We start from the raw sequence: 19,943 nt of genomic DNA on the forward strand, positions 1-19,943 counted from the left end.
TTCCCTTACACCTGATCAGCTAATATTGAAATAGCATTTAAAGCAGCTACGGTTACAGTGCTGCCGCCTTTACGGCCGATATTCGTAATATATGGAATCCCTTCGAGTTTCAACAGCTCCTCCTTCGACTCAGCTGCTGAAACAAAGCCAACAGGCATCCCGATGATTAAGTCAGGTTTTGCAATGCCTTCCTTAACAAGACGAATTAATTCCAACAATGCAGTCGGTGCATTGCCTATTGCATATATACCTCCTTCATGTTCACGAGCGGCTTTTCTCATTGACATAATAGCCCGAGTAACTCCCTCTTCTTTCGCTTCTTGTGACACATCTTCATCACTGATATAACAATGCAGATCTCCGCCATATTTTTGGAATCGTTTCCGTCCTGAGCCGCTGACAATCATTTGGACATCGGCAATTACATGTTTTCCTTCCCGGATTGCTTTAATGCCCGCTTCAACAGCACCATGTGAAAATACAACACTTCTTCCTAATTCAAAGTCAGCCGAAGCATGGATGATTCGGCGAACAACTTGCCATTCCATGTCTGAAAAGTGATGTTCTCCCATTTCTTCTTCGATAATGGCAAAACTATAATCATAAATCTTATCCGGATCTACCGTAATCGGTTTAAAATTCATAATGCACCCTCATTTCTTTGATTTTTTATCCAATTTACAATTTCCTCCATTTCACTAAATACATGACCAAATTCTATAATTGGTCTTTTAATGACAATCGTTTCAATCCCAAGTTCCTTTGCAGCTTCTATTTTTTCATCGACCGCACCAATTTTGCCGCTTTCTTTTGTAATCATGAGTGTCACACCGAAATGCTTAAATAAGGCAATATTCAACTCTTTTGAAAAAGGGCCTTGCATTGCCACTATATTTTTTTGGGGGAAGCCGAGCTGCTCGCATTTTTGCATATTATCGATTCGGGGAAGCATTCTGCAAATCACGCGAACATCATTCAGCGGCAATAATTTATTTGCGAAGATTTCCAGCGTTTTACTGCCTGTTGTGAGCATGACAACTCCTTTTTTCTTTGCTGCAAGTTCCGCTGCCTCTTCATAGGATGAAACAAATTTGATAAAATCCTGTTCAAGCTGCAATTTTTCCCTCTCATAGCGGATATAGGGGATATTTAATTGTTCGGCAACCCATTTTGCCGTTTTATGTGCTTCTTCGGCAAAGGGATGACTGGCATCTACAATCATTGTCACCCCGATTTCCCTTGAAAATTCGTACATTTTTTCATAATTTAATCTACCAACTTTTACTTCTATGCCTTTATCAACAAGACTTTTGGCTGCAGATTCTGTTACTACGGTAGCCATTAGGGGGAAGCCTTCCTTTTTTAACAAAACAGCCAATTCACGTGCATCACTTGTCCCAGCAAGAAATAAAATCATGGTTTCACTTCCATTTTTTCATCAAGTTGGACGTTACAACCTTTGTAATCATGATGATGATGTTTATGACCATGGTGATGTTCATGTTCATGCTCATGGTGATGGTGATGGTGGGAAATGAGCCCCTTTTCCATTAACTTTTGAACATTTTGTATATCTTTATCACCGTTCGAATGCCCGGATAATGCTTGTACCATTCGTTCAATAATGACAGATTTTAATCGGGGATGGTATCCAAAATAATGGGCAATTTCAATGTTTATTTCGGGATATTGTTCTTTGAAGCGTTCACAATAGGATTTCATCCGCTCCATTAATATGCCCGTAAATAGAAAATATGGAAGCATGATGATTTTTTTAGCACCAAGCTTTATACATCGTTCAATCCCTTCTTCAACCAATGGTTTTGTCACTCCCATAAAAGCTCCTTCCACTACTTGAACATTTAACTTCTCCCATAACAGTCTTGTAATCTTGAAAAAATCACCATTGGCATATTCATCGCTTCCTCCCCGGGCAATTAATAAAATGGCTGTATCTTCATGTTTTGCCTGGGTATCAAAACCGATTTCTTGTAGACGTTCCAGTAAAATTTGAAAAATATCTTCATGAATTCCCACAACTTCACCATAAGTGAATTTCACATGGGGATATTTTTCTTGCGCCTCTACAATTTCTGCGGGAATATGAATTTTAGAATGTCCTGCATGGAGCAAGATGATTGGCATTACATAGATTTCACTGGCACCTTTTTCGATGCAAATCTTAATACCTTGAGAAATCGTTGGTTCAGCAAATTCTAAAAAACATGTTTCTACTAGTAGACTTGAATCAATTAATTCTCTTGTTTGCTTTACAAATTCTCTTACTTCTTCATTTCCTGCTTCAAGCTTACTTCCATGTCCTACAAATAAAATAGCTTTCGTCATGTTATCCTCCTAATCTGCACAAGGGATTGGCTGCAAATTGAGCTTTGGCTCATTATCTTGATATTTGTACCCAGCCAGCACTTTTTTCCGTTTAAAATATTTAAATAATCGTTCATTTGGATGAGCATTTTCTTTATATTCAACAATCAGTTTTTCGATTAATTCGACTAATTTTTCAGCTTCCAACCCCTCTTCAATCAATTGACCCGGATGTGCGGTGCGTCCTACCGGTTTTGCACCTAAAAACACATCAAATTTTCCTTTTCGATATACGATTCCGATATCTTCCATAACGGCGTTGTAACATGCCATCCCACATCCATTAATGCCGATTTTTAATTCTTTCGGCACAGCTTTTCCTCCAAATCTCTGTTGCAGCTTTTCAGCGTACGGTATCGAATCCTTTTTTTCACCATCACAAAAATCACAAGCCTTCACCGTAATGACATCTCCTACAGGCATCACCAGCAAACCAACATTTGATAATTGTTCTACAATTTGTTCTGGATGATTAGTTGGAATACTTATCCGCAACTGATGATCCCTTGAATAGTCCATCCTTCCCTCATGACCAACAACTTCAGCCAATAGCTTAAATTGCTCAGGGGTGAATCGTTTATTTGCCACCCCAGGACTTATGGCAAACTCAAAAACTGGTTTATAGTCTGTTTTTTCAACAACGAAATTTGGCTTTCGGTCCAGCATTGCAATTGCTTCGCATGCTAGTTGAAAAGGGGTTTTTTTTGACTCTCTTTTCTTCGATTCCAAATTTTCCAAAGACCAAGGTTCTGCTTCTTTTTTCAATCGTTCATGAGGTTTCAATGGTTGTACCTCGCGATCAAGCGTATATTTTCGTTGATACCCCCTCGGCGTAATCATTAAGTCATCATATACAAATGTGGAGGTGTTTCCAATAATCACTGTTGTGAGCATACCAATCTCGTGTTCCAGCATATTATCCAACGTCGTAATCACAATCGATTGTCTTTCGCGATAAGCACTTTTTACAAGTCCAACCGGTGTATTCGGTGACCGATATTTTAGTAATATCCGTCTTGCTTCCACGATTTGTTTTGTTCTTCTTCCGCTTTTCGGATTGTATAGAGCAATCACAAAATCAGCTGCTGCCGCTGCTTCAAGCCTTTTTTCGATAATTGTCCATGGTGTTAAATGATCACTTAAGCTGATTGTGCATGAATCATGCATAATCGGGGCACCGAGTAGGGAACTACAAGAATTGATGGCAGAAATTCCAGGAATGACTTCCACTTCAACCCCTGACTCTTTATGCCAACCTTGTTCAACGAGTACTTCATAAATGAGACCGGCCATGCCATATACACCGGAATCTCCACTAGAAATGACCGCTACCTGGTGCCCTTCTTCCGCAAGTTTTACCGCAGCCTGTGCACGTGAAACTTCTTCCGTCATCCCAGTACTTATAATTTTTTGTTTGACGTTTAATAAATTTTTTATTAATTCCACATAAGTTTTGTATCCAATGATATAATCACTTGCTTTTATCGCTTCCACTGCCCGATATGTAATGTGATTGGCGTCCCCTGGACCAAAACCGACAATGTATAGCTTTCCTCTCAAAGACATCACCCCATTTATATTGTTACCTTCAATAAATAATCTTTAAGAATTTCCAATAATTGTTCTTTTGAACGGTAATCAATTGTATTTAAATTCACCCCTCCATTTTTCAATATTTGCGCTATTTCGAATATTATTGATGTTTCCAGATTCGCTTTAGTAATAATATCTTTGTGTTCTTCAAACAGTTGAGAGAAATTACCTTGAAATAACACTTCACTTTGATGCATCACAATTACTTCGTCAGCCCATTCATAGGCAAAATCAATATCGTGAGTAGAAAGAATAAGTGTTCTCCCATCACGATGAAGTTCATCTAATAGTTTCCTTATTTTCTTTGTGTAATAAATATCCAAAGATGCAGTTGGTTCATCAAAAAGGATGACTTCAGGATCCATAGCAAGCACACCTGCGATGGAAACCCGCTTTTTTTGTCCACCGCTTAAAAAATGAATCGGTTTATCTAACAACTCACCTACGTCTGTCAGAATAATTGCTTTCTCAATTAACGTCTTTCGTTCCCGTTCCGGCAACTTTAAATTATATGGTCCATAACATATGTCATCTCGAACCGTCCCATTAAACAACTGGGTTTCAGGATTTTGAAAAACGATTCCTACCCGACGTCTTAAATTGATCAACTCTTTCCTCGAATAGGTTAATGGTTGTCCATCGATGCAAATTGTACCGGATGTTGGTTTTAACAACCCATTTAAATGCAATAATAATGTGGACTTTCCTGCACCATTGCTGCCTAAAAGAGCAATTTTTTTTCCTCGTTCAATTCGTAGATTGATATTTTTTAAAGCCTCAGTCCCATCTTCATAACGGTAGTACACTTCGCTCAGTTCGAAAATAGTAGTACTCATTCAACCAGCTCTCCCAACGGTGAAATTAAAAGCGATAATCAATATACTGATTAACATAATGAATATCCAACGGCTTCTTGAAAATCGAATTGTTCTTGCAATTACAGCTATATAACCATTTAAACTTCTTGCATTGACTGCGTTGTTTAAATCTTTCATTTCATGGAATACCTTAACAAATAAAGCACTAATAATAAGTCCAATCGACTTGATCGTTTTGATAGATGAACCATGTCCCAACCTTGCTTTTTGTGCAAGAAATATTGTCCTGCTTGAATCCAGAAATAAAAATATAAATCGATAGATTAATGCGATTAAATCCAACAAAACCTGCGGAACTTTCAAGCACTGTAAACCAAACAGAACATCCTGAATGGTTGTCGTTAAGATTAAGAAGTACAAGCAACTGATACTCGATAAGGAAACAGAAAATAGAGTCAAGGCCTTTTCAATACTTTCCTTCATGATTGAAATAACAACGGGACCAATGATGGATTGAAAAATTGCTCCTTCTAAAGGGCTTTCGGTAAAGCTGAGTAAAATGACCAGTACACTTGATAATAAAAAAGTGACCGGAATTAACAATAACTTCCAATATATACGAACAGGAATTTTGCCAAAAATTATGGTAATCACAACCATGATGAAAAATATGAATAAAGACGTGTATATATTTTGAAACAGGATATTAAGTATTAAAGGAATCAATGCAAATACGATTTTTTCAATCGGATGTATGTTTCTTAATGGTGAATGATAAGCGTAAAATTCCAGCATTCTCATTTCGGTATCTCAGCATTTCCGCCCCTATTCCGGCCTCTCATATATCCTATAAAATAACCGATAAACCCAGCACCGGCAGCTCCTTGCAAGACGAATAATAAACTTTCGATTTCACCACTAGGAGGTTCCCATATACTAGAAAACCAAGGTTTATAGGATTCGTTCAGCTCTGTGATCAATTCTTCCGCTTCCCCGTCTGCACCGCCGTATTCTGCATTTCCATTGAAAATCAGCGGAATACAAATCAAAGCGATCGTAATAAATAAGATAAATGCGTTATTTTTTAACATCTATTTCGCCTCCTGAGTTTTGTTTAACACTTGAAGCAACTTTAATTCATTTACGTTATATTTCACCAAGAAATTCATCACCATGACTGAAAGCAACCCTTCTACAATCGCTAAAGGAATTTGAGTAATCGCAAAGACGCTAGCGAATTTGACAAATGAAGCAAATATACCACCCACTTCAGAGGGAAAAGCAAGTGCAAGTTGAATAGATGTAATAACGTAAGTGCCTAAATCAGCTAATGAGGCAGCCAAAAAGACTGCAAATGTAAACGTTAGACCGATCTTTTGCGCCCCCTTAAATACTCCATATGCAATAAAAGGACCGGCAACAGCCATAGAAAATGCATTGGCACCAAGCGTCGTTAACCCCCCATGCGCCAATAGCAATGATTGAAAAAGCAAAACAATACTACCTAGAACACTCATTACAAAAGGTCCAAATAAAATCGTTCCTAAACCCACCCCGGTAGGATGAGAACAACTCCCTGTAACGGAAGGAATTTTTAAAGCGGATAAAACGAATGCAAATGCTCCGGATAAACCCAGCAATAATTTTGTCTCAGAATGAACCTTTATAAGATTGCTTATATTCTTTAACCCTATTATTAGAAAAGGTAATGTTACGAGCCACCAAAAGACAGCCCATTCTGCCGGCAAAAAACCTTCCATGATGTGCATAGCAAAGGCAGGCTTAGGAACCAACAACAATAATGCTAAAAAATAAATTGGCTTTTTAAACGAAATGTTCATAAAAACCCTCCTAAAAAATATATGAATAATAAAAAAACACTGCTAAAATAGCAGTGTCCCACAATAAGGCATAACGATACGCATAATGCTAGTATGATGCCTATTCGTGTACCTATCCTCGTAGGACACTACCATCCGCTCTATACGGCAGGTCTCCTGGCTTAGAGTCATCGCTCAAAATCGCCTTCCCGTTTTCACAGTGGCCTTTGTGATTTTGAGCTCCTCATCACAGTGGCGGGACCGCACTAGATTCTCACTAGTTTCCCTTTTAAGCTAATGTCCATTAGCACCGTATAGACTATTCATTTGTTGTAAGTAATTTGCATTTTAACACAATGTTTTTAAAATTTCTATATCATTCTAAAAAATAAAAACTTTTTCGTTCTAATTTCCAAATAATTGTCATAATAAAAAGTAGTACAAACCAAATTCTGGCTTGTACTACTATTTTGAAAATTATAGAGGGATATTTCCGTGTTTTTTGCTAGGTCTTGATTCCTCTTTATTTTCAAGCATTTCCAATGCCTGGATCAATTTAATGCGCGTTTCTCTCGGATCGATGACATCGTCCACCATTCCAAGGGAAGCAGCAACATATGGATTTGCGAATTTTTCTTTATATTCTTCAATTTTTTCTTGACGAGTTTTTTCCGGATCCGGAGAGTTTGCGATTTCATTCGCAAAGATGATGTTCGCGGCACCAGCTGCACCCATTACGGCGATTTCTGCGTTTGGCCATGCGAATACAAGGTCGGCGCCGATGGATTTGGAGTTCAATGCCACGTATGCGCCACCGTATGCTTTACGCAGGATGACTGTAATTTTTGGCACTGTCGCTTCAGAATAAGCATACAAGATTTTCGCACCGTGACGGATGATGCCCCCGTGCTCCTGTTTAACGCCCGGGAAGAATCCGGATACGTCTTCGAATGTGATGATCGGAATATTGAATGCATCACATGTGCGGATAAATCTTGATGCTTTATCGGATGAGTCGATATCGAGACCGCCCGCTAAAGCTTTTGGCTGGTTACATACAAGTCCGACAGATTGTCCGGCGATGCGTGCAAATCCGACCACGATGTTTTTCGCAAATTCAGAATGCACTTCCATGAAGGAACCTTCGTCCACCACTTGTTCAATCACTTTTCGAACATCGTATGGACGTGTTGGCTCGATTGGCACAACGTCAATCAATTCCGGACGCCAATCGTCTCCTTCCGGACGAGGCATGCGTGGCGGTTTTTCTTTGTAGCTTTGCGGCAAATAGCTTAATAGTCTTCGGATTTGTTTAATCGCTTCTTCCTCGTTTGGCGCGCGGAAGTGTGCGTTCCCGCTGATGGAGTTATGAACTTTGGAACCACCCAAGTCTTCGGAAGAAATTTTTTCTCCTGTTACCACTTCGATTACTTTTGGACCAGTAATGAACATTTGAGATGTTTTATCAACCATTAAAATAAAGTCCGTGATTGCAGGGGAATATACTGCCCCACCGGCGCATGGACCCATGATCACAGAGATTTGAGGAATTACTCCGGAATAGATGGAGTTGCGGTAGAAGATGTGGCCATAGCCGTCTAATGATAGTACCCCTTCCTGAATGCGGGCACCGCCGGAATCGTTAATTCCGATGAACGGAGCGCCGTTTTTCGCAGCCAAATCCATTACCGCCGCGATTTTTTTCGCATGCATTTCACCCAAAGCTCCACCGAACACTGTGAAGTCCTGAGCAAACAAGTAAACAGGACGGCCATTGACTTTACCGTATCCTGTTACTACACCATCACCAGGGCCCTTTTGTTCGCCCATGCCGAAATCGGTTACACGGTGTTTGATGAATGGGTTAATTTCTACGAAAGTGCCTTCATCCAATAGCAGATCGATGCGTTCGCGGGCAGTGAGTTTTCCTTTTTCGTGCTGTTTTGCGATACGTTTGTCCCCACCGCCTAAATAAATTTCTCTCTTTCTGTCATACATCTCATTGATTTTATCTAGCATGTCCATTATTCATTAACCCCTTTTCCACTTTTTTCATATAGTTCATATAAAACTCCAAAACTATTTTTTGGATGAATAAAGCAAGCTTGTGCACCACCAGCGGCAGGAATCGGCTCATCGGAAAGAAGACGGACTCCTTTTTCTTTTAATTCCGCCATTGTTTCCCGAATATTGTCGACGCTGAAGCAAACGTGCTGGATTCCTTCCCCGCGTTTTTGAATATGATTGTAAATTGCTCCTTCTTCGCTTAAAGGTTCTAGCAATTCAATGTGCACATTGCCGGCATCGATAAATGCGACACGCACATTTTGAGTTGGAACCTCTTCGATTCTCTCTAATTTTAAACCTAAAACTTCTGTGTAGTATTTTACTGTTTCATCCAGGTTTTTTACCGCGATCCCAATGTGATCGATTTTTTCCATGATGACACCCCTTCTGTTATAGTACATATCCTATTGTAACGAATTTACGAAAATTGCGCTACGTACTTGAGAAATTTTTCAAATTTGATAAACTAAACTTATGAAAAAAAGGAGAGAGCGAGAAAATGAGCAACAAAAAATTTCAAAAAGTTGTCGTATATGCCATGATTGCAATTATGGTGCTATCGACATTGGCTTTTGGATTGTCGTTTTTCTAAAATGGACTGGCGGTTACTTTTCAGTAATCGCTATTTTTATTTCCACAAAAGTTTTTTCAAAAAACTTTTCTCGTTATTTTCTGTATCACAACAGATACAATTGGCAATTTTCATTATAAAAATAAAATTTCCTGATTTTTGAAAATACAAGTTGCACTGAAAAAATAATGTAGAATCCGCAATACTTCTGTACCACTCCGTATGCGGATTCTCATCATTTTTAATCAAACTTCATCACAATATTCCTCAAAATACGCTTGTAAATTCGTAATAACAGACATCACATCATGCCCTTCAATCTCATGGCGTCCAATGTCGGCAACCACTTTGCCGTCTTTCAATAAGACAAATGCCGGAGATGAAGGAATATGATCTTCGCCGAAGTGTGCACGGGCAGCCGCAGTCGCTTCTTTATCCTGTCCGGCAAAAACCGTTACCAAATGATCTGGCCGCTTATCATAATGGATTGCATTTGCAGCCGCAGGGCGCGCAATTCCGCCGGCGCAACCGCAAACAGAATTGATCATGACAAGGGTTGTTCCGGGACGTGCAAAGGCCTTTTCCACCTCTTCAGGCGTTCTCAGCTGCTCGTATCCCGCATTCTCCATTTCGGCACGGGCTGTTCTGATAATTTCTTGCATAAATAAATCGTAATCCATCATTTCATTTCAAACTCCTTTCAATTATTAATTTTAGCATAGTGGATTGAAAAGTTAATTGCAAATGCGGTAAAAGGAAGAAATGAAATGAAATTTCTATGGATTACACCCTTTCAACGAAACTGATGATCTTTAGGAATTCGTTATACGATTGTCAAAGAATATTTTAAGTCCGACTTTCAACGAAACTGATGATCTTTAGGAATCATAATCCTTGAACAATTCCTGAATTCCTTGCGTTACGGTTAATTTGCCCTGCAATATTTTCTCTTCCAATTGTTTCACCAGGTCTTTGTTCTCTTTCTTGCCGAAGAATGAATCGATCAAATGGTCGTAAATCATGGAATGGAACCAATCGCTCGTTTGTTCTTGTCTTCTCGTATACCAATAACCGGAATCTTTCATTTGCTTTTCAAAGGAACAAATCATTTCCCATACATCTTCCAAGCCGGTTTTTTCATAGGACGATACCGCCAGGGCCTTCGATTGCCATCCAGGAGTGGAAGGCTGCAAGAAATGCAATATTTTCTGGTATTCCCGGACCGTATTCTTTGCCTTTTCGACGTTATCTCCGTCGGCTTTATGGACAACAATGCCATCCGCAAGCTCCATTATGCCTTTTTTCATTCCTTGCAGCTCATCTCCTGCCCCCGTCAAAACGAGGAGTAGGAAAAAGTCGACCATTCCCCGCACATATGTTTCGCTTTGGCCTACACCTACCGTTTCGATCAGGATGACTTCATATCCTGCCGCCTCACAAAGAAGCATCGTTTCCCTTGTTTTCTTGTGCACGCCCCCCAGAGTACCTGCGCTTGGAGAAGGACGGACAAAGGCGTTTTCATGCCTGCTCAAGTTTTCCATCCGCGTTTTATCGCCCAAAACGCTGCCTCCGGAAATGGTTGAGCTAGGGTCGATTGCCAGTACTGCAACTTTCTTCCCCATATTGCACAACATTGTGCCAAAAGCCTCAATAAAGGTACTTTTTCCGGCGCCTGGAACGCCCGTAATTCCGATCCGGACGCTGTTTCCGGTGTATGGCAACAATTCTTGCAATAGGTTTTGGGCCAACACTTTATGTTCGGCATTGGAGCTTTCAATCAATGTAATGGCTTTTGAAAGTGAAGTGCGCTTTCCTTCGCGCACTTCACTTGCCAATTGGCGTATATCAATTTGTTGTTTTTGTTTTTTGCGGAATTTTTTTGGAGCGACATACGTCATTCCATCATGTTTGCTTTCAATGCCTTTCATGACATTCAAAGCTGTTTCTTCAGAGCTCTTTTCCTCCATCATACCGTCACTTCCTCATAGCCAAGTCGACGATAAATTTCTTCGATGATCTTGATGGCAGCTACAGGGATGACCGTACCAGGACCGAAGATGGCGGCCACTCCTTTGTCGTATAAGAATTGATAATCTTGTGGCGGGATTACTCCTCCAACAACAACCACAATATCTTCTCTTCCTAATTTTTTCAATTCTTCGATGAGTTCAGGCACCAATGTTTTATGGCCTGCCGCCAATGAAGAAACTCCCACGCAGTGAACATCGTTTTCAACCGCCATTTGAGCTGCTTCTTGCGGAGTCAGGAACAATGGCGAAATATCCACATCAAAGCCGAGGTCGGCATATCCTGTGGCAACCACTTTCGCACCGCGGTCATGTCCGTCTTGTCCCATTTTGGCAATCAAAATACGTGGACGACGGCCTTCGTTTTCCAAGAATTCTTCCGTCATTTGTTTTACTTCTTCAATCAATTCATTATCGGAGAAGTTGGATGAGTATACGCCGGAAATAGAACGGATCACTGCTTGATGGCGTCCGCAAACTTTTTCGATGGCGTCAGAAATTTCTCCAAGCGTTGCGCGGGCGCGCGCTGCATCAACTGCAACCGCAAGCATATTTTCTTCTCCAGTGGCAGCCGCTTTCGTCAAACGTTCAAGATGTTTTTGCACCTCTTCTTCATTGCGTTCTGCCTTAATTTTGTTGATTCGTTCGATTTGTTTTTGACGTACAAGCGTATTGTCAATATCCAAAATATCGATTGGTTCTTCATGGTCTAATGTATATTTGTTTACGCCGACAATTGTCTCAACTTTGGAGTCGATTTTAGCTTGGCGTCTTGCCGCGGATTCTTCAACCTTCATTTTTGGAAGACCTGTTTCGATGGCTTTTGCCATTCCGCCAAGCTCTTCGATTTCTTTAATCAATTCCCAGGCGCGTTTTGTCAATTCGTCCGTCAATTTTTCAACATAGTACGAACCGCCCCAAGGATCGATGACTTTCGTCATCAACGTTTCTTCTTGCAAGAATAGCTGAGTATTACGCGCAATGCGGGCTGAGAAGTCCGTTGGCAGCGCAATCGCTTCGTCCAAGGAGTTTGTGTGCAAACTTTGCGTATGACCCATTGCCGCAGCGTTTGCTTCGATCAATGTACGTGTTACGTTGTTGAAAGGATCTTGTTCTGTCAGAGACCATCCGGATGTTTGGGAGTGAGTACGCAATGCCAAACTTTTTGGATTTTTCGGATTGAACGTGCTCATCATTTGTGCCCAGATTCTGCGGGCAGCGCGCATTTTCGCTACTTCCATGAAGTAGTTCATACCGATGCCCCAGAAGAAGGATAATCTAGGAGCGAAAGAATCGATATCAATGCCAGCTTTTAATCCTGTCCGCACATATTCCAAGCCGTCCGCCAATGTGTAGGCAAGCTCAATATCGGCTGTAGCGCCGGCTTCTTGGATATGATAACCGGAGATGGATATGGAGTTGAATTTCGGCATATTTTTACTTGTGTACTCAAAAATATCCGCAATGATTTTCATCGACATTTCAGGAGGGTATATGTACGTATTCCGCACCATATACTCTTTCAAAATGTCGTTTTGGATTGTACCTGAAAGTTTTTCCGGTGTTACGCCCTGCTCTTCTGCCGCAATGATGTAAAAGGCCATGATCGGAATAACGGCACCGTTCATCGTCATGGAAACGGACATTTGATCAAGAGGAATGCCGTCAAACAAAATTTTCATATCTTCTACAGAGTCAATCGCAACGCCGGCTTTCCCTACGTCCCCTTTTACGCGAGGATGGTCGGAGTCATATCCGCGGTGTGTAGGCAAGTCAAAAGCGACGGACAACCCTTTTTGCCCCATTGCCAAATTTCTGCGGTAGAAAGCGTTGGATTCTTCCGCTGTCGAGAATCCGGCATATTGGCGGATTGTCCATGGCCGTCCCACATACATTGTTGGATATGGTCCGCGAGTGTTCGGAGCGATACCAGGATAGTCTTTTAAATGTTTGGCATCTTTGATGTCTTCATCCGAATAAAATTCTTTTACTTCAATTCCTTCATTTGTTGTAAATGTATGAGAAGGCTGGATTTGTTCGTTGTCCAATATTTCTTGTATGTTTACTGATTGAAAGTTCCCTTTCATCGTTGTACCTCCTTCAAGCTTTCAAGAAGTCCAGTGAGCTTTTCCACGATGTTTTGACCGAGATAAATGAAACCGTTTACTCCTTTGGACAGCCATTCTGCCTCTTCTTCTGGGTATTTGCCTGCCACGTCCAAAATGACATTTTCTTTTTTCGCTTCCAATAATGCAGGAACGATTTCTTTTGTTTGTTCATTTGTTGCTGCAATCACCACATAATCAGCATCTGTCTGCGCCAACCAATTTTTTGCTTCTTCGATGGATTCGATTTCTCCGGATTGTTCAGGCACGATTCCGGCTGTTGCAAAGAAACCTTTCACAAAATCGGCGCGAGGTTTGAATTCTTTTAATTTACCGTAAGTCAAGATGCTGACTTTTGGTTTTGCCTGGCCATATTGTTCGCGAAGTTTTTCAAACGGAATCGCCAAACGTTTGATATCTGCATAAAGCGGATTTGTTTCTGTTTGTAATTCGTCCGCCGGATTTGCGTAAATGTTTGTTCCAATCAATGAATGTTTCCGTGTTTCCACTTGTTTGATGCGCTCATTGTATACTTCTTCCAACGCCGCTTTCAGTTTTCCGGAATTTTCGTATTCGTCAATACCACCAGCTTCTTGAATTTTAAGGAATAGTTTCCAGGCTTTTTCCACATATTCTCTCGTCAATGTTTCGATGAAGTAAGATCCGCCTGCAGGATCAAGCACATCATCCACAAAGGATTCTTCTTTTAATACCAATACGACATTGCGTGCAATACGGATTGATTGATCCGTAGGTTTAGTCAGCACATCATATGGGTATACAGTAATAGCATCTGCTCCGCCAATCAATGCTGAAAACGCTTCATTTCCTGCGCGCAATAAGTTGACATAGATATCATATTTAGAGAAACTGCGCAAGGATGTTTCGGCAAGCACAGGAACCGGAACGGCTTTGGCATCGTAAGCTTTTGCAAAAGCTTTCCATAACACTTTAAATGCTCTTAATTTTGAAATTTCTTGGAAGAAATGTGTATCAATCGCAAAATTTACGAAAAATTTATTGGCAAAGGATTCGAAGGATTCAGACTTCTCCGCATATTTTGCGGCCAAAGCCAGTGTAAGAGCCAATTCTTGCACAACATGTGCGCCTTCATTGTGATATGGAACGGTATTTGCGCCATTTGTGCGGACATTCGGATAATCTTGAAGTTCAACCGGTTCATTTGAAACAATATATCCTTTTACATTGGCGCGATCGGATTCCGGAATTTTGTCAAATACATCTAAAATGCTTTTATCGTAGACGTACAATTTAAACGGATATTTCACCAAGTATGTTGCCAATTCCGTTAAATTATTGTCGTTCCATTCAAGAACCCGGCTGTCGATGCTGATAATGCCGTTTCCTCTTTCAACGCTGTCTTTTAACCGTTCAAAGAATTCTTGTTCATTATCCCCGTAAATGATTTGGGCAGCTTGTACAGAATTGGAGTATTGCAATGCACGTATAGTCGAAACTTGTTTTTCTAATTGATCCCCTAATTTTTCAATTAACATTTCTTGAGTATATAACGGTTGTAAAGTAACGCCTTCAATCGTTTTCGTGAAAAGCGATTCAAACGGCTTCCCCTTTAATGACTTGATTGCTGCTTCTTTCCACTGTTCATAACTAACCGCAGGAAAATCAATTTCATTCATGTTGATTGACATAGTTGTCGCTATACAGCTTCCCCCTTTTGTTATTATAATTTTCATAATTCTTATAATACATTAGAAAACCAATGCAATAAAGTCTAAAAATTAAAGAAAGCCTTGAATTACAAGGCTTTCTGGATTTATTAATAAACCGTTTTTTCATAATAATTCGTATTTTCGAGAATATCTTTTACTCTTTTAAGAAATTTTCCGCAAATGAATCCGTCTAAAATCCGATGATCTATGGACAAACATAAATTCACCATATCCCTGATGGCAATCATGTTATCGATGATGACAGGACGTTTTACAATTGCTTCCACTTGTAAAATGGCAGCTTGCGGATAATTAATAATGCCCATCGATTGTACCGAACCGAATGTTCCGGTATTGTTCACGGTGAAAGTTCCGCCCTGGGTATGTTCGCTCTTCAACGTTCCATTTCGGACTCTTTGGGAAAGTTCATGAATTTCCCTTGCTATGCCTTTAACGGATTTTTCATCCGCATGCTTGATTACCGGCACATACAGGGCATCATCTGTGGCTACTGCAATGGATATATTGATATCCTTTTTTTGTATGATTTTGTCCCCTGCCCAAACGGAATTCAACATCGGGAATTCTTTTAATGCCTGGGCAACCGCCTTGACAAAAAATGCAAAATACGTGATGTTGAACCCTTCCTGTTCCTTGAATTGTTTCTTAATGGAATCCCGATATGCGACCAAGTTGGTCACATCCACTTCCATCATCATCCAGGCATGCGGAATTTCCTGCTTGCTTCTCACCATATTATTCGCTATGGCGCGTCGAATGGCAGTGATTGGGATTTCCGCATCTCCCGCGCTTTTTTCAATCTGAATCGGCGTTGACGGCTGGGACGATACGATTTCTTTTTGAGTTTGGACAATCTCTTTTGAAGTTGTCCCAGCGGAAACCGGGCTCATGTCTTTTTGCGATTCAATGTATTGCAGCACATCTTTTCTTGTAATGCGGCCATTCAATCCGGTTCCTGTTATTTTCTCCAAATCAATTTTGTGTTCACTGGCAAGTTTCAATACCGCCGGAGAATATCGGCTTTTTTGTTTTGGAATCAACTGACCGTAGTCCGGTTCATTGATTTTTACTTTCAAATCGGATTTTGTCGCATTCCGGATCGCTTCGCTTATATTGGATTCCTTTTCTTCGGAGATTTCAATCGTACAAATGACCGTGCCGACAGGATAGGTTTCCCCTTCTTTTCCGATGATTTCTTTTACGATGCCTGTATGCGAAGAAGGGACTTCCGCATTCACTTTATCCGAAATGATCTCCGCGATAGGATCGTATTTTTTGACAAAGTCCCCGGGTTTCACAAGCCATTTTTCTATTGTTCCTTCTGTCACGCTTTCTCCCAGTTGAGGCATAATCACTTTTTCTATTGTCATACACATCCCCCTTAAAAGGCAGCCAATTCCCGTATTGCCCGTTCAATTTTTTCAGGACTGATCATGAAAAATCTTTCCATTGTCGGCGCATAAGGCATTGCCGGAACATCCGGCCCCGCCAATCTCATGATTGGTGCATCCAATTCGAACAAGCAGTATTCCGCAATGATTGCCGCAACCTCGCTCATCACGCTGCCTTCCTTGTTATCCTCCGTCACAAGCAGCACCTTTCCGGTCCGGCTGGCCGCTTCAATGATGGCCTCTTTATCCAGAGGATAGACTGTCCGCAAATCCAATATATGCACATCGATTCCATCCTCGGCAAGGCGATCCGCCGCTTGGAGGGCATAATGGACGCATAGGCCGTAGGTAATCACGGTGAGATCATTCCCTTCCCGTTTCACATCCGCTTTTCCTATTGGAATCACATAATCATCCGAAGGCACTTCCCCTTTGATTAACCGATAAGCTTTTTTATGTTCGAAAAATAGAACGGGATCTTCATCGCGGATGCTCGCTTTTAACAACCCTTTTGCATCATAAGGATTCGAAGGGATGACAATTTTCAGTCCCGGCGTGTTCGCAAACAGTGCCTCGACCGACTGAGAATGATACAACGCACCATGGATTCCGCCTCCATACGGCGCCCGGATGACAATCGGACAATTCCAATCATTGTTTGAACGGTAACGGATTTTGGCAGCTTCCGATACAATTTGATTGACAGCGGGCAAAATGAAATCGGCAAATTGCATTTCCGCTATGGGGCGCATCCCTACCATTGCAGCTCCGATCGCCACACCTGCAATGGCGCTTTCAGAAAGAGGGGTATCCAACACTCGCCATTCCCCAAATTGTTCATACAGGCCCTGGGTAGCTTTAAAAACCCCCCCTTTTTTACCGACATCCTCCCCTAAAATGAATACTTTTTCGTCCCTTTCCATTTCCTCTTTCATTGCCAAATGAATCGCTTCAATAAAAGATAGAACCGCCATCTTATTCATCCCCTTCCCAATAGACAAATTTCAACGCATGTTCAGGGGGAGCATAAGGAGCTTTTTCAGCATAATCCGTTGCATCATCAACGATTTCCATGATTTTATCATTCATTTCCTCGAGGTATTCTTTTGTCGCCACATTCGCATCCATTAAATATTTTTCAAACAGCAGCAACGGATCGTTCGCTTTTTCTTTCGCTATTTCCTCCAATGAACGATACTTGTCGTCATCATCGGAAGAATGGCTTGTCAAGCGGTAAGTGACCGCTTCAATCAAGCTCGGTCCTTCGCCGCGACGGGCACGTTCCACCGCTTCTTTCATCACTTGATAAACGGCCAAAGGATTTTTCCCGTCAACGGAGACCCCATGCATTCCGTATCCAAGCGCCCTGTCGGCCACTCTTCCTCCCAACTGTTTATCAACCGGCACCGAAATCGCGTACTGATTATTTTCTACCATTATAATGACAGGCAGTTTATGCACTCCCGCAAAATTGGCACCTTCGTGGAAATCGCCTTGGTTGGTCGAACCCTCCCCCAGTGTAACGAAAGAAACATAATCCTTATTTTGCATTTTTCCTGCCAACGCTACCCCGACGGCATGGGGAACTTGTGTTGCCACAGGCGATGATCCGGTCAAAATCCGTTTCTTTTTATATCCGAAATGCCCCGGCATTTGCCTTCCTCCCGAATTTGGATCTTCCGCTTTTGCAAATGCCGATAACATTAACTCCCGAGGTGTCATCCCGAAATGCAGCACAACGCCCATATCCCGGTAATAAGGGGCGATATAATCCCTTCCTGGGTCCAGGGCGAAGGCGGCTCCGACCTGGGCTGCTTCATGCCCCTGGCAGGAAATGACAAATGGAATTTTTCCGGCCCGGTTTAACAGCCACATCCGTTCGTCCAATCTTCGGGCCAAAAGCATGGTTTCGTACATTTTTAACACGTCTTGGTCAGTCAAACCCAACTCAACATGATGTAAATTGGTCATTCACATACTCCCCTTTCGCGGAACACGAAATTAAAAATGAATCGCTTTCCCGTCCACCGCCAACGCTGCTTCGTAAAAAACCTCGCTCAATGACGGATGAGGATGAATCGCTTCTCCAATCTCCCAAGGTGTGGCATCTAAGAGAAGCGCCAAGGAGGCTTCCGAGATCAAATTCGTCACATGGGGGCCAATCATGTGCACTCCCAGCAGATCATCGGTTGCTTTGTCCGCAATAATTTTTACAAACCCTTCCGCATCCCCCTGAACTACCGCTTTTCCAACGCCCTTAAATGGAAAGGAACCGATTTTTACATCATAGTTCAACGATTTTGCCTCTTCTTCGGTCAGCCCGATGCTTGCAACCTCCGGAAACGAATAAACACAGCGGGGAATTTGGCGGTAATTCACCGTTTTTCTTTTTCCCGAAGCGATATGTTCCACCGCCGCAATCGCTTCGCTTGCGGCAACGTGTGCCAGTTGGGCCCCGCCGATGCAGTCCCCGATGGCGTAAATATGTTTTTCTTTTGTTTGGTAAACATCATTGACTTTGATGAAAGACGATTCGGTTTCGATTTCCGTGTTTTCAAGGCCTATATTTTCAACATTTCCAATCCGGCCGATTGAAATCAACATTTTCTCTGCAATAAATTGTTTGTCGTCGCCCTTTACTTTAACGTTCAAAGTTACGGCATTTTCGCTTTTTTCGATCGCCTCGGGGGACACTTCCGCATTCGTTACGATTTCGATTCCTCGTTTTATTAATTGTTTTTCCATTTCCTTTGAGATGGAAGCATCTTCTTGAGGCAAAATCCGTTCCCCGTATTCCAATACGGTCACTTGGACACCAAAATCGTTTAAACAAGAGGCCCATTCAATTCCGATGACGCCGCCTCCAACAATGATGATCGATTTTGGAAGCTCCTTTAATTCCAGCAAATGGTCGGAATTTAAAACCGTTTTGCCATCAAATTCAATACCTTTTAAAGGACGTGGCTTGGCTCCTGTTGCAAGTATGACGTGTTTCGGAAGCAGCATTACATTCTCTGAGCCATCATTCATTTCAACGGAAACCGTCCCACCGGCCATTGGAGAAAAAATGGATGGTCCTAATAGCCTTCCTGTTCCGTAATAGCAGTCAATTTTTCCTTTCTTCATTAATCCCCGGATACCCTGATGCAATTGTTCTATCACGTTCTGTTTCCGCTGCTGCAATTGCGGCAAATTCAAACCGATCTTTGAAATTTGCACGCCAAAATGTTTCGCTTTTTTTGCATCGCGGTAAATTTCTGCGCTCCTTAAAAATGTTTTTGTCGGGATGCAGCCTTTGTGAAGGCAAGTCCCTCCCAAATGTTCTTTTTCAACAACGGCTGTTTTCATGCCAAGCTGTGCGGCACGGATTGCTGCGACATATCCTCCGGTACCTCCGCCAATCACAACTACATCATATTCACGAGCCAAAGCCATCCCTCCCGAATAAAATTCA

Annotated in this window: 19 protein-coding genes and 1 riboswitch; of the genes, 1 reads left to right on the forward strand and 18 read right to left on the reverse strand. The window is 41.6% G+C overall.

Features of this window, described 5'->3' with window-relative positions:
- Positions 1–5 precede the first annotated feature (5 nt).
- From FKZ59_RS00460 to mce, 10 genes are all read right to left on the reverse strand, one after another.
- On the reverse strand, positions 6–644 hold the full coding sequence (locus FKZ59_RS00460) for a precorrin-8X methylmutase (protein ID WP_141600765.1): 639 nt from the start codon (positions 642–644) through the stop codon (positions 6–8).
- Positions 641–1,417 (reverse strand): precorrin-6A reductase, encoded by a 777-nt coding sequence (gene cobK, locus FKZ59_RS00465; RefSeq protein WP_141600766.1) that lies wholly within the window; start codon positions 1,415–1,417, stop codon positions 641–643. Before cobK ends, FKZ59_RS00460 begins: the two co-directional genes overlap by 4 nt.
- The gene (locus FKZ59_RS00470; RefSeq protein ID WP_141600767.1) at positions 1,414–2,346 is read right to left on the reverse strand and encodes a sirohydrochlorin chelatase; all 933 of its coding nucleotides are present in this window, start codon (positions 2,344–2,346) and stop codon (positions 1,414–1,416) included. Before FKZ59_RS00470 ends, cobK begins: the two co-directional genes overlap by 4 nt.
- A gap of 9 nt (positions 2,347–2,355) precedes the next feature.
- Positions 2,356–3,951, reverse strand: coding sequence for a precorrin-3B C(17)-methyltransferase (gene cobJ / locus FKZ59_RS00475; protein WP_141600768.1), 1,596 nt, complete (start codon positions 3,949–3,951; stop codon positions 2,356–2,358).
- Between the two features lie 8 nt (positions 3,952–3,959).
- The gene (locus FKZ59_RS00480; RefSeq protein ID WP_141600769.1) at positions 3,960–4,814 is read right to left on the reverse strand and encodes an energy-coupling factor ABC transporter ATP-binding protein; all 855 of its coding nucleotides are present in this window, start codon (positions 4,812–4,814) and stop codon (positions 3,960–3,962) included.
- Positions 4,815–5,597 carry a cobalt ECF transporter T component CbiQ gene (cbiQ, locus tag FKZ59_RS00485; protein ID WP_141600770.1) on the reverse strand — a complete coding sequence of 261 codons (783 nt, stop codon included), beginning with the start codon at positions 5,595–5,597 and terminating at the stop codon, positions 4,815–4,817.
- Positions 5,594–5,887, reverse strand: coding sequence for an energy-coupling factor ABC transporter substrate-binding protein (locus FKZ59_RS00490; protein ID WP_141600771.1), 294 nt, complete (start codon positions 5,885–5,887; stop codon positions 5,594–5,596). The genes cbiQ and FKZ59_RS00490 overlap by 4 nt, the downstream gene beginning before the upstream one ends.
- A complete protein-coding gene (locus tag FKZ59_RS00495; RefSeq protein ID WP_141600772.1) occupies positions 5,888–6,637 on the reverse strand; it encodes an energy-coupling factor ABC transporter permease in 750 nt (249 codons plus the stop codon). It lies immediately after the preceding gene.
- 129 nt (positions 6,638–6,766) lie between these two features.
- A riboswitch (cobalamin riboswitch) is annotated at positions 6,767–6,946 on the reverse strand.
- Positions 6,947–7,093: 147 nt separating this feature from the next.
- Positions 7,094–8,641, reverse strand: coding sequence for an acyl-CoA carboxylase subunit beta (locus tag FKZ59_RS00500; protein WP_141600773.1), 1,548 nt, complete (start codon positions 8,639–8,641; stop codon positions 7,094–7,096).
- Positions 8,641–9,057, reverse strand: coding sequence for a methylmalonyl-CoA epimerase (gene mce, locus FKZ59_RS00505; protein WP_141600774.1), 417 nt, complete (start codon positions 9,055–9,057; stop codon positions 8,641–8,643). Before mce ends, FKZ59_RS00500 begins: the two co-directional genes overlap by 1 nt.
- A gap of 125 nt (positions 9,058–9,182) precedes the next feature.
- On the opposite strand from mce, the gene prli42 reads away from it, so the two are divergent.
- Positions 9,183–9,275 carry a stressosome-associated protein Prli42 gene (prli42, locus tag FKZ59_RS14575; RefSeq protein ID WP_181733116.1) on the forward strand — a complete coding sequence of 31 codons (93 nt, stop codon included), beginning with the start codon at positions 9,183–9,185 and terminating at the stop codon, positions 9,273–9,275.
- A gap of 224 nt (positions 9,276–9,499) precedes the next feature.
- On the opposite strand, the gene FKZ59_RS00510 is transcribed toward prli42, so the two are convergent.
- The 8 genes from FKZ59_RS00510 to lpdA form a co-directional block, all read right to left on the reverse strand.
- A complete protein-coding gene (locus tag FKZ59_RS00510; protein ID WP_141600775.1) occupies positions 9,500–9,937 on the reverse strand; it encodes a BrxA/BrxB family bacilliredoxin in 438 nt (145 codons plus the stop codon).
- Between the two features lie 195 nt (positions 9,938–10,132).
- The gene (gene meaB, locus FKZ59_RS00515; protein ID WP_141600776.1) at positions 10,133–11,224 is read right to left on the reverse strand and encodes a methylmalonyl Co-A mutase-associated GTPase MeaB; all 1,092 of its coding nucleotides are present in this window, start codon (positions 11,222–11,224) and stop codon (positions 10,133–10,135) included.
- Positions 11,221–13,368, reverse strand: a complete 2,148-nt coding sequence (scpA, locus tag FKZ59_RS00520; protein WP_141600777.1) for a methylmalonyl-CoA mutase — start codon at positions 13,366–13,368, stop codon at positions 11,221–11,223. The genes meaB and scpA overlap by 4 nt, the downstream gene beginning before the upstream one ends.
- On the reverse strand, positions 13,365–15,056 hold the full coding sequence (locus FKZ59_RS00525) for a methylmalonyl-CoA mutase family protein (protein WP_141600778.1): 1,692 nt from the start codon (positions 15,054–15,056) through the stop codon (positions 13,365–13,367). The genes scpA and FKZ59_RS00525 overlap by 4 nt, the downstream gene beginning before the upstream one ends.
- 128 nt (positions 15,057–15,184) lie before the next feature.
- Positions 15,185–16,468, reverse strand: a complete 1,284-nt coding sequence (locus FKZ59_RS00530) for a dihydrolipoamide acetyltransferase family protein (protein WP_141600779.1) — start codon at positions 16,466–16,468, stop codon at positions 15,185–15,187.
- Between the two features lie 11 nt (positions 16,469–16,479).
- Positions 16,480–17,463: an alpha-ketoacid dehydrogenase subunit beta gene (locus FKZ59_RS00535; RefSeq protein ID WP_141600780.1), complete on the reverse strand. Its 984-nt coding sequence runs from the start codon at positions 17,461–17,463 to the stop codon at positions 16,480–16,482.
- Position 17,464: 1 nt separating this feature from the next.
- Complete coding sequence (locus FKZ59_RS00540) at positions 17,465–18,460, reverse strand: thiamine pyrophosphate-dependent dehydrogenase E1 component subunit alpha (RefSeq protein WP_141600781.1); 996 nt, start codon at positions 18,458–18,460, stop codon at positions 17,465–17,467.
- A 30-nt stretch (positions 18,461–18,490) separates the two neighbouring features.
- Positions 18,491–19,918 carry a dihydrolipoyl dehydrogenase gene (gene lpdA, locus FKZ59_RS00545; RefSeq protein WP_141600782.1) on the reverse strand — a complete coding sequence of 476 codons (1,428 nt, stop codon included), beginning with the start codon at positions 19,916–19,918 and terminating at the stop codon, positions 18,491–18,493.
- Between the last annotated feature and the right edge of the window lie 25 nt (positions 19,919–19,943).

This window comes from Ureibacillus terrenus, assembly GCF_006569205.1.
Taxonomy (GTDB): Bacteria; Bacillota; Bacilli; order Bacillales_A; family Planococcaceae; genus Ureibacillus; species Ureibacillus terrenus.